Origin of the sequence: Streptomyces sp. NBC_01013 (assembly GCF_045162765.1) — a bacterium.
Taxonomy (GTDB): domain Bacteria; phylum Actinomycetota; class Actinomycetes; order Streptomycetales; family Streptomycetaceae; genus Streptomyces.
The window spans coordinates 4,786,003-4,802,522 of the sequence record NZ_CP108687.1; the positions used below are offsets into that span (position 1 = coordinate 4,786,003).

Genomic DNA, 16,520 nt, shown 5'->3' on the forward strand with positions numbered 1-16,520 from the left:
ACGGCCGCCTGCAGCCCCGCTCATCCCGCAGGAGCACCGTGGCAACTGGCCGAAATCACCGACCGGCGACCCGTAGCCGAGGAATTCCCGAGGCCACCGTCGCCCGACTTCCGCTGTATCTCCGCGCGCTGACCGCGCTCTCCGAGCGCTCGGTCCCCACGGTCTCCTCCGAGGAGCTCGCCGCGGCGGCGGGGGTCAACTCCGCGAAGCTGCGCAAGGACTTCAGCTATCTCGGTTCGTACGGGACGCGCGGCGTCGGTTACGACGTCGAGTACCTCGTCTACCAGATCTCCCGCGAGCTCGGCCTCACCCAGGACTGGCCGGTCGCTATCGTCGGCATCGGCAACCTCGGCGCGGCGCTCGCCAACTACGGCGGTTTCGCCTCCCGCGGGTTCCGGGTCGCCGCGCTGATCGACGCCGATCCCGCGATGGCCGGAACGCCGGTCGCCGGGATCCCTGTCCAGCACGCCGACGACATGGACCGCATCATCAGCGAGAACGGTGTGTCGATCGGTGTGATCACCACGCCGCCCGGCGCTGCCCAGCAGGTCTGCGACCGGCTCGTCGCCGCGGGCGTCACCTCCATCCTGAACTTCGCCCCGACCGTGCTCTCGGTGCCCGACGGTGTCGACGTGCGCAAGGTCGACCTCTCCATCGAGCTGCAGATCCTCGCGTTCCACGAGCAGCGCAAGGCAGGTGAGGAGGCCGCCGAGAGCGCCCCCGACCCGGCCGCGCCGCCCGTGCGCGCCACGACCAGCAGCCGGAAGGGACCCGACGGGGACATGCCCGCCGTGATGCCGGCATGAGTCTCCTGGTCGTAGGTCTGAGCCACCGCAGCGCCCCGGTGTCCGTGCTGGAGCGGGCCTCGCTGTCCGCCGACAGCCAGGCCAAGCTGCTGCAGGACACCCTTGCCGCGGAGCCGGCGGTCGAGGCCGCCGTCCTCGCCACCTGCAACCGCATCGAGCTGTACGCCGACGTGGACAAGTTCCACGCGGGCGTCGCCGAGCTGTCCACCCTGCTCGCCCAGCACAGCGGCGTCGGTCTGGACGAGCTCACTCCGTATCTCTACGTGCACTACGAGGACCGGGCCGTCCACCACCTCTTCTCGGTGGCGTGCGGGCTGGACTCGATGGTCGTGGGCGAGGGCCAGATCCTCGGCCAGATCAAGGACGCGCTGGCGCTGGGGCAGGAGCTCCACACCGCCGGCCGGCTGCTGAACGACCTCTTCCAGCAGGCCCTGCGGGTCGGCAAGCGCGCCCACAGCGAGACCGGGATCGACCGGGCCGGGCAGTCGCTCGTCACCTTCGGTCTGGAGCAGCTCGCGGAGGGGCGCGACCCCGGGGCCTGGGCGAAGGGCAAGCGGGCCCTGGTGATCGGTGCGGGCTCGATGTCCTCGCTGGCCGCCGCGACCCTGGCCCGTACCGGTGTCGCCGAGATCGTCGTCGCCAACCGCACCCGCGCCCGCGCCGACCGCCTGGTCGAGATCCTGGGCCAGGCCGGCGGCACCGGGGTGACCGCCCACGCCGTGGAGATGGCCGCGGTCTCCGACGAACTGACACGTGCCGACGTCGTCGTCTCCTGCACCGGTGCCACCGGGCTCGTCCTGAGCGCCGAGGCCGTCGCCGGGGCGCTCGGGCTGGACTTCGACCCCGCGTCCGAGGCGCCCGCAGCACCCGTGCCGGCGCCGCTCGCCGAGCGGGACGAGCAGCACGCCGCATGGGTGGAGAACGGTTCCACCACCACGACCGCCCAGGCCCGGGCAGAGCGCCGGATTCCGGCGCAGTCGACCGGCCCTGTCCGCCTGGCCCTGCTGGACCTCGCCATGCCGCGCGACATCGACGGCGGCGCCGCCCGCCTCGACGGTGTGCGCCTCGTCGACATCGAGTCGCTCGCGGAGGCGTCCGCGGACGCCCCGATGGCCGCCGATGTGGACCAGGTGCGCACCATCGTGGCCGACGAGGTCGCCGCCTTCGGTGCCGCCCAGCGCGCCGCCCACATCACTCCCACCGTCGTCGCCCTGCGCACGATGGCCGCCGGAGTGGTCGCGGGCGAGATCGCACGGCTGGACGGGCGCCTCCCGGACCTGGACGAGAAGCAGCGCGCCGAGATCTCGCAGACCGTGCGCCGCGTCGTCGACAAGCTCCTGCACGCGCCCACCGTGCGGGTCAAGCAGCTCGCCAGCGAGCCCGGCGGCGCCGGGTACGCCGATGCGCTGCGGGAACTCTTCGACCTCGACCCGCAGACGGTCGCCGCCGTCTCCCGGGCAGACCTGAACGACCCGAATCGAGGGCGGTCATGACCGACAACTCACCCCTGGGCGCGGGGGCCAACCGGCCGCTGCGGCTGGGGACCCGGCGCAGCAAGCTCGCCATGGCGCAGTCCGGCCTCGTGGCCGACGCGGTCAGCGAGGTGACCGGGCGCGCCGTCGAACTCGTCGAGATCACCACGTACGGGGACACCTCCCGCGAGCACCTCACGCAGATCGGCGGGACCGGCGTCTTCGTCGCCGCACTGCGCGACGCACTGCTGCGCGGCGAGGTGGACTTCGCCGTCCACTCGCTCAAGGATCTGCCGACGGCGCAGCCCGAGGGCCTCGTGCTGGCCGCCGTGCCGGAGCGCGAGGACCCGCGCGACGCCCTGGTGGCGCGCGACGGGCTGACCTTCGAGCGGCTGCCGTCCGGCGCCCGCGTCGGTACCGGCTCGCCGCGCCGCATGGCGCAGCTCAACGCGTACGCCCGCAGTCACGGCCTGGACATCGAGACCGTGCCGATCCGTGGCAACGTCGATACGCGTATCGGATTTGTGCGAAGCGGTGAACTCGACGCGGTGGTACTCGCCGCGGCCGGGCTCAGCCGCCTCGGACGGAGCGGTGAGGTGACCGATTTCCTGTCGGTCGACACCGTTCTGCCCGCTCCCGGCCAGGGAGCACTGGCGATCGAATGCGCTGCCAGCAGCGCCGACCTCGCCGCCGCGCTCGCCGAGCTCGACGACCCGTACACCCGGGTCGCCGTGACCGCCGAGCGTGCCCTGCTCGCCGCCCTGGAGGCCGGCTGCTCCGCACCTGTGGGTGCGCTGGCCGACCTCCTGGCCGACGGCCAGGTTGTCAACGAACTGCGCCTGCGCGGTGTCGTCGGTTCCACCGACGGTTCCTCGCTGGTGCAGCTGTCCACCACCGGTCCCGTCCCCACGTCGCACGACGACGCGGCGGCCCTCGGTCGCGAACTCGCGGCCGAGATGCTCGCCAAGGGTGCGGCCGGTCTTATGGGGGAGCGAGCACTTTGAGCCCCACCGGCCACGCCGCATCCGATTTTCCGGTCCTGTCCGCAGGGCACGTCACCTTCCTCGGCGCCGGTCCCGGTGACCCGGGACTGCTGACTCTGCGCGCCGTCGAGGCGCTTGCGAGCGCGGACGTTCTTGTCGCCGAGCCGGACGTTCTCGGCGTCGTCCGCTGTCATGCGCGGGCAGGCGTAAGCACGCCTGAGCTGACGGTTGTTGACGCGCAGTCAACAGCCGCCGGTGTTCCCGTTCTCAGGGATGCGGTCAATCTTGTCATGGAGGCCGCGAAGGGCGGCAGGCGGGTCGTCCGTGCCGTCGCCGGTGATCCCGGTCTGGACGGCAACGCGGGCGGCGAGATGCTGGCCTGCGCCGCCGCGGGCATTCCCTTCGAGGTCGTGCCGGGTGTCGCCAACGTCGTGGGCGTGCCCGCGTACGCCGGTGTGCCGCTGCGCGACGCGCAGGGAGCGGACGTCCGCTTCATCGACGCCCGTACGGCCTCGGACCGCTGCTGGAGCGAGGTCGGCGCGAGCGACGCCACGTGCGTCGTGTCGACGTCGCTCGACTCGGTGGCCGCGGCCGCCGGTGAGCTGGTCTCTGCGGGACGCAAGCCCGACACCCCGCTGACCGTGACGATCGCCGGCACCACGACGCGCCAGCGGACCTGGACGGCGACGCTCGGCACGATCGCGCAGGTCTTCAAGCAGGGCAAGATCCTGCCGTCGCCCGACGGGCACCAGCCCGTCATAGCCGTGGTCGGGGAGCGCAGCTCCGCCGCCCAGCGCGACCAGCTCGCGTGGTTCGAGTCCAAGCCGATGTTCGGCTGGAAGGTGCTCGTGCCGCGGACGAAGGAGCAGGCGGCGTCCCTCTCCGACCAGCTGCGTTCCTACGGTGCGGTGCCGCACGAGGTCCCGACGATCGCCGTCGAGCCGCCGCGTACGCCGCAGCAGATGGAGCGGGCGGTCAAGGGCCTGGTCACGGGCCGCTACGAGTGGATCGCGTTCACCAGCGTCAACGCCGTGAAGGCCGTCCGGGAGAAGTTCGAGGAGTACGGGCTCGACGCCCGTGCGTTCGCCGGGATCAAGGTGGCGGCCGTCGGGGAGCAGACCGCCGCGGCGCTCGTCGACTTCGGTGTGAAGCCGGACCTGGTGCCCTCGGGTGAGCAGTCGGCCGCGGGTCTGCTGGAGGACTGGCCGCCGTACGACCCGGTCTTCGACCCGATCGACCGTGTCTTCCTGCCGCGTGCCGACATCGCCACCGAGACGCTGGTGGCCGGGCTCATCGAGCTGGGCTGGGAGGTCGACGACGTCACCGCGTACCGCACGGTCCGCGCCTCGCCGCCGCCCGCCGACACGCGTGAGGCCATCAAGGGCGGCGGTTTCGACGCGGTGCTCTTCACCTCGTCCTCGACGGTGCGCAACCTCGTCGGCATCGCCGGCAAGCCGCACAACGTGACGGTCATCGCGTGCATCGGACCGGCCACGGCGAAGACCGCCGAGGAGCACGGCCTGCGCGTCGACGTCCTGTCGCCGGAGCCCTCGGTGCACAAGCTGGCCGAGGCCCTCGCCGAGTACGGCGCGCAGCGCCGGGACGCGGCGAAGGAGGCCGGCGACCCGGTGACGCGGCCGAGCGAGCGCCGTCCGGGTGCACGGCGGCGTCGTACGACGACCTGATCCGTCGTGACGAGCGCGGGGCCCGGTCGCTTCTCCCGAAGCGGCCGGGCCCGCCCGTTTTTCCGGTGCAGCTGTCGGTAAGAGCGTGATGTGTACGGGTCTAGTCTCGAAGGATGACTGTGTACGGAAACTTCCCCGGCTCTCGTCCCCGACGGCTGCGGACGACCCCCGTGATGCGGCGGATGGTCGCCGAGACACGGCTCGACCCGGCGAACCTGATCCTCCCCGCGTTCGTGCGCGAGGGCATCGACGCTCCGGTCGCCATCTCGGCCATGCCCGGCGTGCAGCAGCACACCCTGGACACCCTGCGGAAGGCCGCGGTCGACGCGGTCTCGGCGGGCGTGTCCGGGATCATGCTGTTCGGTGTGCCGCTGGACGAGAAGAAGGACGCCCGCGGCACGGCGGGCACCGACCCGGACGGCATCCTCCAGCTGGGGCTGCGCGCGGTGCGCGAGGAGGTCGGTGACGACCTCGTCGTCATGTCCGACCTCTGTCTGGACGAGACCACCGACCACGGCCACTGCGGTGTGCTGACCGAGGACGGCCGGGTCGACAACGACGCGACGCTGGAGCGGTACGCGGAGATGGCCCAGGTCCAGGCCGACGCGGGCGCCCATGTGGTCGGCCCCAGCGGCATGATGGACGGCCAGGTCGGCGTGATCCGCGACGCGCTGGACCAGACCGGGTACGAGGACGTGTCGATCCTCGCGTACACGGCGAAGTACTCCTCCGCCTTCTACGGCCCCTTCCGCGAGGCCGTCGGCTCCTCGCTCAAGGGCGACCGCAAGACGTACCAGCAGGACCCCGCCAACCTCCGCGAGTCGATGCGCGAGCTGGCGCTCGACCTCGCCGAGGGCGCGGACATGGTCATGGTCAAGCCGGCCGGACCGTACCTCGACGTCCTGGCGAAGGTCGCCGACTCGGTGGACGTGCCGGTCGCCGCGTACCAGATCAGTGGCGAGTACGCGATGATCGAGGCCGCCGCCGAGAAGGGCTGGATCGACCGGGACGCGGCGATCCTGGAGAGCCTGACCGGCATTCGCCGGGCGGGTGCGCAGATGATCCTGACGTACTGGGCGACGGAGGTCGCGCAGAAGCTGCGCCGTTCCTGACGCGGCCCGGCGGGGCGTGCCCGGGGGCTCTCAGGAGCCGATGTGCGCGGCGAAGGCCGTCCAGGTGGCGGGGGCGAGGGTGAGCGTGGGGCCCTCGGGGTTCTTGGAGTCGCGGACGTGGACGGCGGCGGGGTGGGCGGCGATCTCGACGCACTGCCCGCCCTCGCTGCCGCTGTAGCTCGACTTCTGCCAGTCGTAGGCGACTTCGAGGCACTGGCCGCCCTCGTCGCCGCTGTAGCTGGACTTGAACCAGGCGCGTGCAGTGCTCATTGCTCTCCCAGCAGGCGGTCCAACAGGCCCACGGTGTCTTCGGGGTTGAGGGCCTGAGCTCGCAGCATCGCATATTTCTGGGACAGGATGCTGACCTCGTCGGGGTCGGAGACGAGCAGGCTCCCGCGCTGCGTTTCCGAGTAGGCGACGTGCTGGTAGTCCGGCGTCTCCAGCAGCGTGAAGGGCCCGTCGAGCCCAGCATGCGTGCGGCGGTTCAGGGGGAGCACCTGGAGGCAGATGCCGGGGAGTGCGGCGCACGAGCGCAGGTGCCGCAGTTGCTCCGCATGCTCCTCGTCCTCGACGAGTTGCAGTCTCACGACCGGCTCCCAGATCACGAAGCTGATGGTCGGGGGCTGGTCCCGTCGCAGGATCTCTTGTCGCCCCAGGCGCCCTGCGGTCTGGTCCCCGATCTTCTCCTCGCTGAAGACCGGGACCCTGTTGCGGAACACCGCACGCGCGTACGCCTCCGTCTGGAGGAGCCCGGGAACGACCTGGTTGTCGTACCAGGACAGTGCGAGTGCCTCCCGCTCCAGGTCCATGTACTCCTCCGCCCACGCCGGGATCAGGTCCACCTCCGGCATGTTCTCCACCGCCGTCGCCAGCGCCCCCTTCGTCTCCAGCAGGGCGTCCATGCGGTGGGCCAGAGGCAGTTGGAGGGCGCGTCTGCCCTGCTCGACGGAGGCGATGGACTCCGGCTGGGTGCACGTCTGCTCGGCCAGTTGACGCTGGGTCATCCCGGCCGCGGTGCGGAACCGGGCAACCAGCGCGCCCACGAGTCTCATCGCCGACGCGTTCTTGCGCTGCCGCTTCCTGGGTTGCATACGGTCCCCACTTCCCGCCCGCGTCCGTACTTCACGCGCGCGCGACCCGTACAAGAAATCTGTACGGGCGCGCACACTGTGACAGCATAGTCACCGAGTGTGACGCTCATTCCATGAACGAGACGATGCAACTCCCGCTGCTGCGCGAGCGGTTCTTCCGGCGGGAGCGCCGGTCGGTCGGGGAGGCCCGGGAGTTCGTACGGAGGGCGCTGGCCGACTGGGGGTTCGGCGAGGAGCGGGCGGACGAGGTGCTGGTGTGTGTGAGCGAGCTGGCCACCAACGCGCTGGTGCACGGGGTGCCGCCCGGGCGCGGGTACCGGTTGATGCTGTGGCTGCGGGACGAGGGGCAGGTCCGCGTCGAGGTGCACGACAGCGGCGACGGGGAGCCAGGGGTGCGGGAGCCCGACGGGGAGTCGGGGCGGGGGCTGGTGATCGTGGACGCGCTGGCGGACCGGTGGGGGGTGGGCGAGCGGTCGCCCGGGAAGATCGTGTGGTGTGAGTTCGGCTGAGGGGGTCGGGCGCCCGGTCAGGCCGGGTTCAGGCGGTCCGTGAAGTCGACCGCTTCGCGTACGTCCGCGTTCTGGTCCTCGGAAAGACGCTTGAGCAGCTCGTCGACTCCTGGGGTCCGCCAGCGGGCCACCGCCTCTACCAGGGCCACGCGTACGTCCGCGTCGGGGTGGCCGGCAAGATGGGCCAGCCTGTCGACCGGCCCGCGTCGGCGGAAGCCGAACCAGTGCAGGGTCGCGCACAGTTGTGCGGCGTCTCCGGGGCCGCCCGCTTCGGCGATCCTGGCGAGCAGGACGGGAGTGGCGGGCGCCGGGCCGTCGAGTAGGTGCGGGCGGCGGCGCAGGCGCTGCGATCCGTACTCGCCGCGTACCCGGCAGCCGTAACAGGTGCAGGGCTGCGTGCCGTTGGAGCCGGGGAAGTAGCGCCAGCCGGTCACCTGGCGGACGGCGCGTACCCGGTGGATCTCGGTCCGGGTGGCGGACCTGGGGAGGAAGATCTCCCAGCCGCTGGGGTCCTCCAGGGCCGCCACGCGGCGCACTGCCTCAGTCGCCGTGGTGGCGGTGGCGGCACGGCCCGGACGGTTGTTCTTCGCGATCGCGCCGTCCAGCGGAACCGGCGCGCTGGCCGGGATCCGCGGGGGCGGCGGGCTGGTCGTCGACGAGGACGGCACGCACCGGATCTGGTTCGACTTCGACGCCGGCCCCGGACCAGACGCTCAGTAGGTGAGCGCGTCCGCCATCTCGGTCTGCCAGTAGGTGACGAAGCCGTTGTCGTCCCAGTAGGTGTCCGACGGGAGCGTCAGGCTGACCGGGGTGCCCGTCGAGCCCTCGCCGCTCCTGGCGGAGAAGTGCACCTGAAGGCGCGAGGCCTTGCGTGGGGACGGGCCGGCGCCGGGCTCTCCGGTCAGCCCGATGGCGGCGTACGCGGACTGGCCCGGGTCGAGCGTCACGACGGCCTGGGGCTTGCTGTCGTCCAGGACCGGGAAGGCGGCCTGCGCGTCGTCGAAGCGGAGCGCCGGCGCGTAGTACGCGTAGCAGGTGCGGTCACCGGTGTTGGTGAGCGTCAGCAGCAGGTGGTTGAGGGGACGGCTCACCCTGGTGACGGCGGTCCGGGTGTTCCCGCCGTCGCACGTGACGGGGGTGCGGTCGGGGGTGCGGTCGGTGGTGCTGCCGCTGCCTGCCCGCTTCGTGGAGCCGGTGGTGTTCTTCCCGTGGCTCCGGGCGGGGGCAGTGGTGTTCTCGGGTGTGCTGCCCGTGCCGGTGGCCTTCTCGGGTGTGCTCCCGGTGTCGGTGGGCTTCTCCTCCGGAGCGGCGGTCGCCGCCCGGGGCCGGGACTCCTTGACGGCCTGGTGGGCGGCCGGAGCGGCCGATCCCGCCTTGGCGCTTTCGCTGGTGCCGTTCTCACTGCCGCATGCGGTGAGGGAGAGGGCGGCCAGGAGGGCGGTGGCGGCCAGGGCGGTGGTGCGGACGCGGTTGCTGCGCATGGTGGTGCTCCCCGTGAAGTCGTGCGGTGCCGTGTGGTGGTCTGTGGCGGATCAGTAGGTGAGGGCGTCGGCCATGCTCATCTGCCAGTAGGAGACGGTCAGGCTGCTGTCCACGTGGACGCTCTTGGAGAGCGGCACATTGACCGACGAGCCGGTGTTGTCGGAGTTGCCGTCGCGGTTCTGGAAGCTGACGCTCAGGTCCTTGGCGGAGTAGCCGTTCGAGCCGCTGCCGTCGGCGGAGGAGGTCATGACGCCGGCGTAGGCGGACTCACCCGGGTTGATGGTCGTGACAGCCTGCGGCTTGCTGTCCTCGAAGGTGTTCGGCACGGACTGGGCCTCGCCGAACTTCAGGTACGGGTAGTAGTAGGCGTTGCAGGCCTTCGAACCGGTGTTGGTCATCGTGAGCAGCATGTGGTTGACGGGCCGGCTGACCTCGGTGATCGACAGCTTGGTGTTCCCTCCGGTGCACGTCACCGTGGCCGCGTTGGCGTTGTCGCCGCTGCCGCCGTTACCGCCGTTGCCGTTGCCGCTGTTGTCCTTCGGCTTCGTTGTGGAGGTGCCGCCCCCGGAGCCCGAACCGGTGGCGTCCTTGCCCGGGTCGGCGTCCGGTGCCGCCGTGCCCTTGTCGCCTGAGGAACCGGCGCTCTCCGCCGGGGTCTTCGAAGCCGAGCCGGCCGAAGCGGAGGGGAGGGCGTCGTACGGCTCCGGGTCGTCGCCCTGGCAGGCCGTCAGGGACAGGGAGGCGACCAGGGCGACGGCGCCGAGGGCGGAGGTGCGGGCGGCGCGGCGGAAGTTGAGAGTACGCATGAGAGGGATTTCCGTTCGTCGAGTGTTGCGGAGTGTGGGGCGCCGCTTTGGCGCACCGGGGCCTGACAGATGTACTGGACAATGACGTGTGGTCAGAGGCGCCACAGGAGTGCGATGACGGTCGCGACGGAGGCGATCAGAACTCCTGTGGCGACTGCGTCGGTCAGGCTGCGTTGAGGACGAGTACGCACGGCGGCTCCCGGTGGCGGGCAGGTTGGTGGGTGTACGAGTCGCGCTGCTCGCCCTTACCGGGGTGCCGCTGCGGTGTGTTCCACCATCGTGTCCGGTCCGTGAATCCGATGGCAACGGATCCCGGCCGGTACGGGACGCTGGAACGGAAAACGGGCCTCTGACCTGCGATGACATCACCTGCCTGGGACGCCGTTCCGGGAGGGTAGGAGAGGGGAACGTCAGGGTGGGCACGGAGATCCAGGACTTCGCGGCATTGCTCAGGGGGCTGAAAGAGCGCTCGGGGCTGAGCTACGGAGCGCTGGCCCAGAAGCTGCACATGAGTACCTCCACGATTCATCGGTACTGCAACGGCGAGGCGGTCCCGCACGACTACGCGCCGGTCGAGCGCTTCGCGCGTGTGTGCCGTGCGCAGTCGGACGAACTGGTGGCGTTGCACCGGCAGTGGATCCTCGCCGACGAGGCGAAGCGGCGAGGCGCCCGGAAGACCGAGGCTGTCGAGACGTTCGAGCCGTCGTTGGTGACGTCGGAACTCTCGGCCCCGGCGCCGGCGGAACCGGTGAACCGGCATGAGCCGGGACCGGGACCGGAACCGGAAGGAGAACCGGGACGGGGAGCGGAAGCGGCAGGGAACGCGGAAGCGGAGGCGGTCCCCGACGCGACGGTGGCCGAGGACGTGACCCCGGATGTGCGGAGCGCCGGTGCCGCGCCGGTCCCGGGCCGGTTGTCCGGCAAGCGGCTGCGGGTCCTGCTCGCGACGGTCGCTGTCGTGGCGCTCACCGTGCCCACGGCGTTGGCGATCAACCACTACTCGGGCGAGCGCACCCGCGAGGAGGGGATGGACACGCCCCGCAGCAGCGCACCGGTCACGCCGAGCCGGAGCGAAAGCGGGTCTCCGTCGCCGAGTCCTTCGAAGCCCTCGCCGTCAGCGACCAGCGGCTCCGCTTCACCCTCCGCCACGGCCGCGAAGTCCACCGCCCCCCAGGGTGCGGACGGGAAGGCAGGGAACGGCGTCGGGTCCCAGGGGGTCCCGGTGACCGCCACTCTCAGTGCGTACAACTGGGACTGGCCCTGTGGCCAGTACTTCCTGCTCGACCGCGACCCCAAGGGCATGCCGCCGGTGCCCGACGCCGCGGACAGGGCCAGGCGCAGCTGGGCTGCGCAGCTGGGCGGGGTGGATGCGGGGAAGATGCTGATCGAACTCACCCTGCAGGGAGCCTCGCAGCAGGCGGTCGTCCTGAAGGCGCTCCATGTCCGGGTGGTGAAGCAGGAGGCCGCGACCGACTGGCCCGCGTACTCGATGGGGGAGGGCTGCGGGAGCGGCATCGTGCCGCAGACGTTCAATATCGACCTGGACGACAGCCAGCCCGTATCGCGGCCGGTCGCGGGTGAGAGCGGAGGCGAGGCCGTACCGGCGAAGAACTTCCCCTACCGGGTGAGCTCCACCGACGTGGAGGTGTTCCGCCTCGACGCGCACACGGAGGACCACGATGTGACCTGGTACCTGGAACTGGAGTGGTCCAGCGGGGACCGGAGCGGGATGTTGCGCATCGACGACAACGGCAAGCCGTTCCGTACGGCCGGCATGAGGAACCGTCCTGTGTACGAGTACCGGTCGGATACGGCCGAGTGGGAGGACATCTCGGAGTCGCTGGAGGGGCAGGGCGACTGACGGCGGCGGGACCCCGCCGGCCCGGGGCGGACCGGCGGCATGTGCGGGGTTACGGCAAGCGCTCCGCTCCGGACCGAACGGCGACGAGACGCGGTGGGCGTTCCGCACCTTCTGGTCCCGCACCGCCCGGGACAACGAATGCTGGGCGACCCACCTCGCACCGGGCACACCCTCGCCGTTGCACGCCCCCGCGCCCGTGCCCCTCCCGGACCCGGCCCCGTGTCGGTGCCCGCACGGCGTGCCGAGTTGCTCAGCCCGGGGAATGTCTTCCGCCGTGCCGTACGCGTGGTGCAGTTGCGACCAGTCCGTCATGCCGGTGATCCTCAGCAGTCCCGCGCGGACACGCGCTCTGCGAAGCGGGCCGATCGAGGCAGGTCAGTCCCACCAGAACGCCCACGTCTCCTGGTTCAGCAGCGCCTTCTCCGCATACGCCTCCAAGGTGTTGAGCGTGGACTGCTGGATGTTGTCCGGGCAGAACGCGAAGTGCTCGGCGGCCAGGGCCTCGGACTCGGCGATGGTGGTCGGGGGGCGGCTCACCGAGACGACCATCGTGTCGAAGCCGAGCACCACGATGCGGGCTCCGAAGCGGTCCTCCCAGGAACGCAGCACCGCGCAGAGCCTGGCCACGTCGTTCTCGTGGTTGAGCGGTCCCGACCAGCCGATGGCTGCCGGTATGTCCGCGCTGCGGCGCGCCGGCACGAGCGCCGCCCGTACCCCGGCCATCGGGCCGTCCGGCGCGGTCAACCGGTCCGCGATCTCCGCTGCCAGGGTGTCCGGGGCGTCCGGTCCCGACTCGGCCGGTACGGGGGCCAGGCCCGGCCAGTCCGCTTCGGATCCGTCGAGGTCCAGCTCATCGGCGGCGTACGCCTCCCACGCCTCGCTCAGCACGTCCTCGGCGTCGTGATCACCGGGGTAGGACGTCCGGGCCGGGCCGAGGTCCCAGGCCTCGGGCCACTGGGTGCGCATCCCGCCGTCGATCAGGACGGGCAGCAGCCCGACCGGCCGCCCCGTCGCGCGCAGGGCGGCCCATGTGCCGGGGGACGCGGGCTCGTCCGCGTACCAGAGAAGTGGTTCGTGCCACGTCTCGTCGATCGTGGTGTCCACGTAGGTGCCGGGCGGGAGTTGGAGCCCCGCGTCGGCCGGGGAGCGGAGAGGATTCGGAAGGGTCGCCATAGTGGTGACTCTAAGTGCCCCCGCTGACAGTCGTGAGGGGTGGTGCGGGCTCCCCGCACCACCCCTCATCCCTCACTCCTCAGCGCCAGGTGTGTCAGGCCTGCTTGCGGCGGCGGGCTGCCACGACCAGGCCGGCGCCCGCGGCGAGTACCAGCGCGCCGCCGATGACGATCGGGATCGTGCCGCTGGAGCCGGTCGAGGCCAGGTCGCCGCTGTCGCCCCCGGGCGCGCCCGGTGTGGAGCTGCCGGACGGGGCCGCAGCGGTCGGCGTCGCGGACCCGGACGGGCTGCCGGACGGGGTGGAGCTCCCGGACGGCGTGGTCGCCGGGACCGACGGGGTGCTCGTCGCCGGCGGCGTCGTTCCCGGGGTGCTGCCCGGGGTCGTGCCGGGCGACGGGGTCTGTCCGCCGGGGGCTTCGGGGAGGCAGCCGGTGAAGGGGAAGTGGTGCGTCTCGGCCCCGCCCGAACCGTGCAGGGACGCCACCCACACCGATCCGTTGACCGGTGCCGCCGTCCCCAGTTCCAGGTGCGCCTTGGGGGCGAGCACGCTGCCGGGCCAGGCGGCCTGGCTGTTCTTGGTGACCTTGGTGGCGTCGGGGAAGTTCCACAGCAGCTCGGCCCGCACCGTGCCCTCGGACGCGCTCTGCGACTTGTCGTCCAGGACGAAGTCCTGACCGCCCGACAGGAAGAAGCCCGTAGTGCCCGCAGCCGCCATGTCGTAGTCCTGTCCGCTGACGTTGACGATCGTCGTCGCCCCGGCCGGAACCTTGATGAACACCTCCTTGGCCTTCTCCAGTTGGTCCGCCGGCACCGAGAAGACGTTGCGGCCGCTGTCCCCGCCCTGGAGCGTCAGCCGGTTGCCGTCGAGCCGCACCTGGGCGCCGGAGGTGGTGGGCTCCTCGGCCAGCGCGGCGGAGTAGGACCCGAGCTTGGCGAACTCCGCGTCGAAGTCGATGAGGTCGGCCTTCTGGCTGAAGGCGCCGTGGTGCAGTTCGACGGCGCGGTCCGTGACCTTGCCGCCGACGACCGCGTTCCCCTTCATGACGACGGTGGCGGAGCCGCCGTTGAGCAGGTCGCCGCGGACGACGAGCGACGCCCGGCCGGGCAGGGCGTCGACCTCGGCGGCCGACAGCTCGTTGGCGACGCTGAAACCGCCCCGGAAGTCGGCGTTGCCGCCGACGGCCACGGCGCCCTCAGCGTCGGGGGAGTGGACGTCGTCCCCGAGGACGAACTCGCCGTACTTGCCGGCGATTGCGAAGGCGTCGGTCGTGCAGCCGGCCGGTGCGGGGGCGGCCTGGGCAACCGGAGCGACGGTGATCCCGAGCGCCAGGGAGCCGCCGAGTGCTGCGAGGAGGGCGGCAGTGGTGGGTATACGCATGAGGCGTGGTTCTCCTGCGGGGCAGTTATGAAGGTTCTGTGACGACTGCGATCATGATTTTCATACATCCGGAAATTGGTCAAGTCCAATGATGGCGCTGCTCGGTGCCCGCCCGATGAGGTGTCAGGCGGCGAGGTGTGCGTCCGGCGGGTGCCGGAGGCGTGCGGCCGTCATCGCGGGGAAGGTGAGCGGGACCAGATAACTGCGGTCCGTCCGGATCTGCTTCCGGCGCACCGCCGCGGCGAAGGGAACAGCTCATGAACGAGTCCGCAGACCGTGCACCGGACTCGACCGCGGTGATCACCGAGCCGGTACCCGATCTCCAGCTGCAGCTGCTCGTCCAGTTGCTCGACAGGGAGATGCGCTCAGGGCTGCCGCTCACCCTGGCCGTCCCCGCCGGGGTGCTGCACGGTGACGTGATCGGGCACGAGGCCTGGAAGGCGGACTGGTCCAGGAGCCTGCGGCAGGTCGAGGGCGAGGGCGCCAATCTCATCGCCGAGTTCCCCGAGACGGTGGACCAGGGCATCAAGGAGCTCGGCGCCGCCGAGGGCGCGCAGCAGTTGCCGCGGTGGATTCACCTGAGGGACGCCACCCTCCTCTTCGGCGGTATGGCGCCGCTGCGGCTCCCGTTGTGGCGCGGGCGGCTGTCCGACGTGTCCGGATGGGCGCTCGGCCGGCCGGAGTGATCGCGTACCCTCGGCGCCGTTCCCGCGGGAGGCGGCGCTGACCGCCCGAGTACCTCCGCGTTTTCCGGGCAGGAGCCGGTGGCCGGTTTCCGAGGGCGGTCCGGACCGGGTGGCGTGCCATGGTGGCGAGGGCGGTCCCTGACCGGTCACCGTGCCGGCGCGCGTGCGGTGAGGCCGTCGGAACGACCCCCTGGCCCCGCTTCCGCAGGAGCCGCCCACCGACGACCGTCGAGGAGACGCATGATCAGCACCACGTACGACAGACCGGAGGGCGCGTCTGCCGTCCCGGAGGGGTCGGATGCCGCGCTCTTCGCGGAACGCACCCTGCGGCTGCGCCGCCGGCTGGAGCGGCTGATAGGCGTTGCCGCGACCGAGGGGAACCATCTGGTCCCGCTCCGCAACGGCGACGAGATCTTCGCCGCGATGCTGGACGCCATCCGCCGTGCGGAGCACACCGTGGACATGATGACGTTCGTCTACTGGCGCGGCGACATAGCCCAGGAGTTCGCCGACGCGCTCGCCGAGCGTGCCCGCGCGGGGGTGCGGGTGCGGCTCCTGCTGGACGGGTTCGGCAGCAGGCTGATCGAGAAGGACCAGCTCGCGGCGATGGACGAGGCCGGTGTTTCGGTGGCCTGGTTCCGCAAGCCGGTCCGCCTCTCGCCGCTGAAGCAGAATCACCGCTGCCACCGCAAGGTGCTCGTCGTCGACGAGGCGACGGCGTTCACCGGCGGCGTCGGGATCGCCGAGGAGTGGTGCGGGGACGCGCGCAACGAGAAGGAGTGGCGCGACACTCATGTGCAGGTGTGCGGTCCGGCCGTGGACGGACTCGCGGCGGCGTTCGCCCAGAACTGGGCCGAGTGCCACGAGGAGCTCTTCGACGCACATGACAGGTTCGTCGAGCTGGAGCCGTGCGGGGACGCGGTCGTCCAGGTCGTGCGGGGGTCGGCGAGCGTCGGCTGGCAGGACATGCAGACACTGCTCCGGGTCGTGCTGGAATCGGCCGAGGAGCGGATACGGCTCACCACGGCCTACTTCGCGCCCGACGCGTACTTCATCGAGCTGCTCTGCGCGGCCGCGCGCCGCGGGGTCGTGGTGGAGATCCTTCTGCCCGGACCGCATACGGACAAGCGGGTCTGCCAGCTCGCCGGACAGCGTTACTACGAGGACCTGACCGCCTGTGGCGTCAGGATCTTCCAGTACCAGCCGACGATGATGCACACCAAGGCCATCACCGTCGACCGGGTCGCCGCGCTGATCGGGTCCACCAACTTCAACCGCCGCTCGCTGGACCACGACGAGGAAGTGATGCTCGCCGTGATGGACCCGGAGTTCACCGCGACCCTGGACGGCCACTTCGAGCAGGACATGCGGGCGAGCGAGCTGATCGATGGCCGCCGGTGGAGGCGGCGTTCGGTGGCGCAGCGGGTCCGGGAGGCTTCGGTACTGCCGATCCGCCGCTTCCTGTGACGATCGCCG

The 16,520-nt window shown here is 71.4% G+C and carries 17 protein-coding genes; 10 read left to right on the forward strand and 7 right to left on the reverse strand.

Going from position 1 to position 16,520, the window contains the following annotated elements:
- Window positions 1–38 precede the first annotated feature (38 nt).
- The 5 genes from OG538_RS20785 to hemB all read left to right on the forward strand — a co-directional run bounded on the left by OG538_RS20785 (window position 39) and on the right by hemB (window position 6,058).
- Window positions 39–806: a redox-sensing transcriptional repressor Rex gene (locus tag OG538_RS20785; RefSeq protein ID WP_406095721.1), complete on the forward strand. Its 768-nt coding sequence runs from the start codon at window positions 39–41 to the stop codon at window positions 804–806.
- Window positions 803–2,299: a glutamyl-tRNA reductase gene (locus OG538_RS20790; protein WP_406095723.1), complete on the forward strand. Its 1,497-nt coding sequence runs from the start codon at window positions 803–805 to the stop codon at window positions 2,297–2,299. Before OG538_RS20785 ends, OG538_RS20790 begins: the two co-directional genes overlap by 4 nt.
- Window positions 2,296–3,282, forward strand: a complete 987-nt coding sequence (hemC, locus tag OG538_RS20795; protein WP_406095725.1) for a hydroxymethylbilane synthase — start codon at window positions 2,296–2,298, stop codon at window positions 3,280–3,282. Before OG538_RS20790 ends, hemC begins: the two co-directional genes overlap by 4 nt.
- Entirely contained in the window at window positions 3,279–4,946 is a 1,668-nt protein-coding gene (locus OG538_RS20800) for a uroporphyrinogen-III synthase (protein ID WP_406095727.1), read from the forward strand. Before hemC ends, OG538_RS20800 begins: the two co-directional genes overlap by 4 nt.
- Before the next feature lie 113 nt (window positions 4,947–5,059).
- Window positions 5,060–6,058: a porphobilinogen synthase gene (gene hemB / locus OG538_RS20805; protein ID WP_219573197.1), complete on the forward strand. Its 999-nt coding sequence runs from the start codon at window positions 5,060–5,062 to the stop codon at window positions 6,056–6,058.
- Window positions 6,059–6,088: 30 nt separating this feature from the next.
- Here hemB and OG538_RS20810 read toward each other — a convergent pair whose 3' ends face one another.
- Both OG538_RS20810 and OG538_RS20815 read right to left on the reverse strand, forming a co-directional pair.
- Window positions 6,089–6,328, reverse strand: a complete 240-nt coding sequence (locus OG538_RS20810) for a DUF397 domain-containing protein (protein ID WP_406095729.1) — start codon at window positions 6,326–6,328, stop codon at window positions 6,089–6,091.
- Window positions 6,325–7,110 carry a Scr1 family TA system antitoxin-like transcriptional regulator gene (locus OG538_RS20815; protein WP_406100229.1) on the reverse strand — a complete coding sequence of 262 codons (786 nt, stop codon included), beginning with the start codon at window positions 7,108–7,110 and terminating at the stop codon, window positions 6,325–6,327. Before OG538_RS20815 ends, OG538_RS20810 begins: the two co-directional genes overlap by 4 nt.
- Before the next feature lie 152 nt (window positions 7,111–7,262).
- On the opposite strand from OG538_RS20815, the gene OG538_RS20820 reads away from it, so the two are divergent.
- Window positions 7,263–7,658, forward strand: a complete 396-nt coding sequence (locus OG538_RS20820) for an ATP-binding protein (RefSeq protein ID WP_406095731.1) — start codon at window positions 7,263–7,265, stop codon at window positions 7,656–7,658.
- Window positions 7,659–7,675: 17 nt separating this feature from the next.
- Here the strand turns inward: OG538_RS20820 and OG538_RS20825 are convergent, their stop codons facing one another.
- Window positions 7,676–8,326, reverse strand: coding sequence for a HEAT repeat domain-containing protein (locus OG538_RS20825; protein WP_406095733.1), 651 nt, complete (start codon window positions 8,324–8,326; stop codon window positions 7,676–7,678).
- Between OG538_RS20825 and OG538_RS20830 the strand changes: the two genes are divergently transcribed.
- Window positions 8,286–8,378 carry a hypothetical protein gene (locus OG538_RS20830; protein ID WP_406100230.1) on the forward strand — a complete coding sequence of 31 codons (93 nt, stop codon included), beginning with the start codon at window positions 8,286–8,288 and terminating at the stop codon, window positions 8,376–8,378. The two genes, OG538_RS20825 and OG538_RS20830, sit on opposite strands and share 41 nt — an antisense overlap.
- On the opposite strand, the gene OG538_RS20835 is transcribed toward OG538_RS20830, so the two are convergent.
- Window positions 8,372–9,139 carry a DUF4232 domain-containing protein gene (locus tag OG538_RS20835; protein WP_406095735.1) on the reverse strand — a complete coding sequence of 256 codons (768 nt, stop codon included), beginning with the start codon at window positions 9,137–9,139 and terminating at the stop codon, window positions 8,372–8,374. The two genes, OG538_RS20830 and OG538_RS20835, sit on opposite strands and share 7 nt — an antisense overlap.
- Window positions 9,140–9,190: 51 nt before the next feature.
- Window positions 9,191–9,946, reverse strand: a complete 756-nt coding sequence (locus tag OG538_RS20840; protein ID WP_406095737.1) for a DUF4232 domain-containing protein — start codon at window positions 9,944–9,946, stop codon at window positions 9,191–9,193.
- A 415-nt stretch (window positions 9,947–10,361) separates the two neighbouring features.
- Between OG538_RS20840 and OG538_RS20845 the strand changes: the two genes are divergently transcribed.
- Complete coding sequence (locus tag OG538_RS20845; protein ID WP_406095739.1) at window positions 10,362–11,807, forward strand: helix-turn-helix domain-containing protein; 1,446 nt, start codon at window positions 10,362–10,364, stop codon at window positions 11,805–11,807.
- A 375-nt stretch (window positions 11,808–12,182) separates the two neighbouring features.
- On the opposite strand, the gene OG538_RS20850 is transcribed toward OG538_RS20845, so the two are convergent.
- Both OG538_RS20850 and OG538_RS20855 read right to left on the reverse strand, forming a co-directional pair.
- On the reverse strand, window positions 12,183–12,980 hold the full coding sequence (locus tag OG538_RS20850) for a DUF4253 domain-containing protein (protein WP_406095741.1): 798 nt from the start codon (window positions 12,978–12,980) through the stop codon (window positions 12,183–12,185).
- Between the two features lie 94 nt (window positions 12,981–13,074).
- The gene (locus OG538_RS20855) at window positions 13,075–14,358 is read right to left on the reverse strand and encodes a choice-of-anchor A family protein (RefSeq protein ID WP_406095743.1); all 1,284 of its coding nucleotides are present in this window, start codon (window positions 14,356–14,358) and stop codon (window positions 13,075–13,077) included.
- 257 nt (window positions 14,359–14,615) lie between these two features.
- Between OG538_RS20855 and OG538_RS20860 the strand changes: the two genes are divergently transcribed.
- Together OG538_RS20860 and OG538_RS20865 are read left to right on the forward strand one after the other, a co-directional pair.
- Entirely contained in the window at window positions 14,616–15,044 is a 429-nt protein-coding gene (locus tag OG538_RS20860; protein WP_406095745.1) for a hypothetical protein, read from the forward strand.
- A gap of 240 nt (window positions 15,045–15,284) precedes the next feature.
- Window positions 15,285–16,511, forward strand: a complete 1,227-nt coding sequence (locus OG538_RS20865) for a phospholipase D-like domain-containing protein (RefSeq protein WP_406095747.1) — start codon at window positions 15,285–15,287, stop codon at window positions 16,509–16,511.
- Window positions 16,512–16,520 lie beyond the last annotated feature (9 nt).

Coding starts and splice junctions, on each gene's coding strand:
- hemC (WP_406095725.1), top strand. CDS start 2,296: ATGACCGACAACTCACCCCTGGGCGCGGGGGCCAACCGGCCGCTGCGG.
- OG538_RS20855 (WP_406095743.1), bottom strand. CDS start 14,358: ATGCGTATACCCACCACTGCCGCCCTCCTCGCAGCACTCGGCGGCTCC.
- OG538_RS20790 (WP_406095723.1), top strand. CDS start 803: ATGAGTCTCCTGGTCGTAGGTCTGAGCCACCGCAGCGCCCCGGTGTCC.
- OG538_RS20820 (WP_406095731.1), top strand. CDS start 7,263: ATGAACGAGACGATGCAACTCCCGCTGCTGCGCGAGCGGTTCTTCCGG.
- OG538_RS20860 (WP_406095745.1), top strand. CDS start 14,616: ATGAACGAGTCCGCAGACCGTGCACCGGACTCGACCGCGGTGATCACC.
- OG538_RS20835 (WP_406095735.1), bottom strand. CDS start 9,139: ATGCGCAGCAACCGCGTCCGCACCACCGCCCTGGCCGCCACCGCCCTC.
- OG538_RS20810 (WP_406095729.1), bottom strand. CDS start 6,328: ATGAGCACTGCACGCGCCTGGTTCAAGTCCAGCTACAGCGGCGACGAG.
- hemB (WP_219573197.1), top strand. CDS start 5,060: ATGACTGTGTACGGAAACTTCCCCGGCTCTCGTCCCCGACGGCTGCGG.
- OG538_RS20865 (WP_406095747.1), top strand. CDS start 15,285: ATGATCAGCACCACGTACGACAGACCGGAGGGCGCGTCTGCCGTCCCG.
- OG538_RS20850 (WP_406095741.1), bottom strand. CDS start 12,980: ATGGCGACCCTTCCGAATCCTCTCCGCTCCCCGGCCGACGCGGGGCTC.
- OG538_RS20815 (WP_406100229.1), bottom strand. CDS start 7,110: ATGAGACTCGTGGGCGCGCTGGTTGCCCGGTTCCGCACCGCGGCCGGG.
- OG538_RS20840 (WP_406095737.1), bottom strand. CDS start 9,946: ATGCGTACTCTCAACTTCCGCCGCGCCGCCCGCACCTCCGCCCTCGGC.